This is a genomic window from Methylobacterium sp. A52T (assembly GCF_053346095.1).
In genome coordinates this window covers 1-3937 of the sequence record NZ_JBKFBI010000249.1, presented here as the reverse complement: position 1 = coordinate 3937, position 3937 = coordinate 1, and the positions used below count along the sequence as shown (strand labels likewise).

The window sequence follows — 3937 nt, the reverse complement described above, 5'->3', positions numbered from 1 at the left end:
GGGATCGGATCCCGCGCGTACTTGGCCGACACCTGGGTTCCCGCGGCGTCCCGCGTCCCTCGTGCTCGCCTCCCGGGCCATGCCCCCGGCGCCTGACGGCGCGCGGGGACGATCACGCGTGTCCGCAGCCGTCCGCCGCGGAGGACGGGCACCGCGCCCGCAGGCGGCGACGGTTGCGTCACGGCGCGGGCCGCGCGACAACGCGGGCAGCTTCCCGCGCTCATCCGGAACACCACAGACGTGACGTCCAACGCCCCGGCGAATCCCCGTAAGACGTTCGGTCTCTCGACCGCGATCTCCTACCCCAACGGCGCGCCCCATATCGGCCACGCCTACGAGGTGATCGCCGCCGACGCGATCGCGCGCTTCCACCGGCTCGACGGCTACGACGTGCTGTTCTCCACCGGGACCGACGAGCACGGGCTGAAGATCCAGCAGGCCGCGACCCGGGCCGGCACCACCCCGCGCGCCTACGTCGACGGCACGGCCGCCCGGTTCCAGGCCATGGCCGACCGGATGGACTGCGCCTACGACCGCTTCATCCGCACCACCGAGCCCGGCCACTACGCCGCCGCCCAGGAGATCTGGCGGCGGATGGAGGCCAACGGCGACATCTACCTCGACAAGTATGCCGGCTGGTACTCGGTCCGCGACGAGGCCTACTACGACGAGTCCGAGACCCGGCTCCTGGAGGATGGCAGCCGCCGCAGCCTCGCCACCGACACGCCGGTCGAGTGGATGGAGGAGGAGAATTTCCTTTTCAGACTGTCCGCCTACCAGGACCGGCTGTTGAAGCTCTACGACGAGCAGCCCGGCTTCATCGGGCCGGACACGCGCCGGAACGAGGTGGCGAGCTTCGTGCGCTCCGGCCTCAAGGACCTCTCGGTCAGCCGCACCAATTTCGACTGGGGCGTGCCGGTGCCCGGCCACCCCAACCACGTGATGTACGTGTGGGTCGACGCGCTCACCAATTACCTCACCGTCACCGGCTTCCCCGACGCGTCGAGCCCGGGAAGAGACTTCTGGCCGATGGACCTGCACGTGATCGGCAAGGACATCGTGCGGTTCCACGCGGTCTACTGGCCGGCCTTCCTGATGTCGGCCGGGCTGCCGCTGCCCAGGCGCGTCTTCGGCCACGGCTTCCTGCTCTCCAAGGGCGAGAAGATGTCGAAGTCGCTGGGCAACGTCCTCGACCCGTTCGAGCTCGCCGACACCTACGGGGTCGACCCGGTGCGCTACTTCGTGCTGCGCGAGGTGCCGTTCGGCGGCGACGGCAGCTACAGCCACGAGGCGATCATCGGCCGGATCAACGCCGATCTCGCCAACGACCTCGGCAACCTCGCCCAGCGCTCGCTCACCATGGTCGCCAAGAACTGCGACGGCGCGGTGCCGGATCCGGGCAGCCTGGACGCGGCCGACACGGCCCTGCTGGCCCAGGCCGACGCCCTGCCGGCACGGGCCCGGACCCTCATGGGCGAGTTGGCGCTCCACATCGTCCTGGCGGAGATCTGGGCCGTGGTGGCCGAGGCCAACCGCTACTTCGCCGCTCAGGAGCCGTGGAAGCTGCGCAAGTCCGACCCGGCGCGGATGAACGCGGTGCTCTACACGACGCTGGAATCCCTACGCGTCTTCGGCATCCTGACCCAGCCCTTCGTGCCGGGGGCGGCGGCCAAGCTCCTCGACCTGCTGGCGGTACCGGCCGACCGGCGCGGCCTCGCCGATGTGGGGGCGGGGGGCCGGCTCGTGCCCGGCACGGCGCTCCCCGCCCCCGCGCCGATCTTCCCGCGCTTCGAGCGCCCCGAGACTCCGTCCGCTTGAAGGACCCTGCTGCTTGAAGGACCCTGCCGCCCGACGGCCCCGAGACCCGATGCTCATCGACAGCCACTGCCACCTCGACTTCCCGGATTTCTCCGCCGACCTCCCGGGCGTGATCGCCCGCGCCCGGGCCGCCGGCGTGACCGGCATGCTCACGATCGCCACGCGGGTCGCCAAGGCCGACACCTACCGGGCGATCGCCGAGGCCCATCCCGAGGTCTGGCACACGGTCGGCACTCATCCCCACGGGGCCGCCGAGGAGCCGGACGTCGCCGCCGAGACGATCGCGGGCCTCGCCCAGGCCAGCCCGCACTGCGTCGGGATCGGCGAGGCGGGCCTCGACTACCACTACGCCGACGCCGCCCCCGAGGCCGTGCAGGAGCGGGTGCTGCGCGCCCACATCGCGGCGGCCCGGCTCTCCGGCCTGCCGCTCGTGATCCACGCCCGGGACGCCGACGACCACATGGAGCGGGTGCTCGCCGACGAGATGGGCCGGGCGCCGTTCCGGGCGGTGCTGCACTGCTTCTCGTCAGGGCGGCGGCTGGCGGAGGCCGGGGTGGAGTTGGGGCTGTACGTGTCCTTCTCGGGCATCGTCACCTTCCGGCGCTCGCACGACCTGCGCGACATCGCCCGGGCCGTGCCCCTCGACCGGATCCTGGTGGAGACCGACGCGCCGTTCCTGGCGCCCGAGCCCCATCGGGGACGGACCAACGAGCCGGCCTACACGGCCGACACCGCCCGGTCGCTGGCCGGGACCCTGGGGCTGACCGCCGAGGACTTCGCCCGGACCACGACGGCGAATTTCTTCGCCTTGTTCGACAAGGCCGCCGGAACGGCTCCGGGCGCCGCGTGACGAGTCGGAGCGGGAGATCCGGATGGCGAGCCTGACCCTGCGCATCCTCGGTTGCGGCTCGTCCGGCGGGGTGCCGCGGGTCGGCAGCGGCTGGGGCGCCTGCGACCCGGAGGAGCCGCGCAACCGCCGGCGGCGCTGCTCGATCCTCGTGGAGCGCGCGTCGGGGGCGGGGCGGACCACGCTCCTGGTCGACACCTCTCCGGACCTGCGCGAGCAGCTCATCGACGCCGGCGTGACGCGCCTCGACGGGGTGCTCTACACCCACGCGCACGCCGACCACACCCACGGGATCGACGACCTGCGCCCGCTGGTGATCGCCATGCGGGCCCGCATCCCGGTCTACGCCGACGGCCTGACGCGGTCGCTGCTCACGGCCCGGTTCGGCTACTGCTTCGAGACGCCCCCCGGGAGCGCCTACCCGCCGATCCTCGACCTGCGCGACCTCGCCGCCGGCCGCGACCTGACCCTGGAGGGGGAGGGGGGCGCGATCACCGTGGAATCGCTCCCGGTGGAGCACGGCAACGAGGCGGCCCTGGGCTTCCGCTTCGGCGCGGCCGCCTACATGCCCGACGTCAGCCTGATCCCGGAGGCGAGCCTCGCCCGGCTCCGCGGTCTCGACCTGCTGATCATCGACGCCCTGCGCGACACCCCGCACCCGACCCACTTCTCGGTCTCGGACGCCCTCGCGCTGATCGAGTCGGTCCGCCCCCGCCGGGCGGTCCTCACCAACCTGCACACGGATCTCGACTACGGCGCCCTCGCGGCGCGCCTGCCGGAGGGCATCGTGCCCGCCTATGACGGCATGACCCTGAGCCTCGAGGCCTAGCGCGCCCGCCGGGAGCGCGAATCGGGCGTCACACGCCTGTCGTCGGCGGAGTCCAAGAAAATCGGCTTTCCGGCCAACAAGCCTGTTGACGGCCCGGATCGGCGGCTCTATACCCCGGCTCATCGGCGCCGGCCGCGGAAGTGGACCGGGCGCTGAGCCATCTTCTGACAAGCGGCGGGATTGGCCGGCGGGATTGCCGGGCGGTCTTCTGTTTGCCTCTGATGAGCCTCGGGTGACCGAGGCGCTCTTTGACAAGTTGGAATGAGGAAGGGAGACGCGGGCGGCGTTTGTCCTTGCGGCTAGGTCGAGAGATCTAGCGTGAGTAGACTTGTGCCGATCTGTTGTTCTTCTTTCTGAGCTCACCGACGGGTATCTGGCGCTGTGAAGCGTTTGATGCTTGGTCGATGTGAGGCTCCGTCTGAGAATACACGTGATCGGCCGGA

The 3937-nt window shown here is 71.4% G+C and carries 3 protein-coding genes; all 3 read left to right on the top strand.

All coding sequences use genetic code 11. The annotated features are described in order from the left end of the window. The first annotated feature begins 240 nt into the window (after positions 1-240). The 3 genes from metG to ACLBYE_RS29835 are packed head-to-tail and all read left to right on the top strand — an operon-like array spanning position 241 to position 3494. Positions 241-1818 carry a methionine--tRNA ligase gene (gene metG, locus ACLBYE_RS29845; RefSeq protein ID WP_447696928.1) on the top strand — a complete coding sequence of 526 codons (1578 nt, stop codon included), beginning with the start codon at positions 241-243 and terminating at the stop codon, positions 1816-1818. A 49-nt stretch (positions 1819-1867) separates the two neighbouring features. Continuing rightward, entirely contained in the window at positions 1868-2668 is an 801-nt protein-coding gene (locus tag ACLBYE_RS29840) for a TatD family hydrolase (RefSeq protein WP_447696927.1), read from the top strand. A 22-nt stretch (positions 2669-2690) separates the two neighbouring features. Then, positions 2691-3494: an MBL fold metallo-hydrolase gene (locus ACLBYE_RS29835; protein WP_447696926.1), complete on the top strand. Its 804-nt coding sequence runs from the start codon at positions 2691-2693 to the stop codon at positions 3492-3494. The last annotated feature ends 443 nt before the right edge of the window (positions 3495-3937 follow it).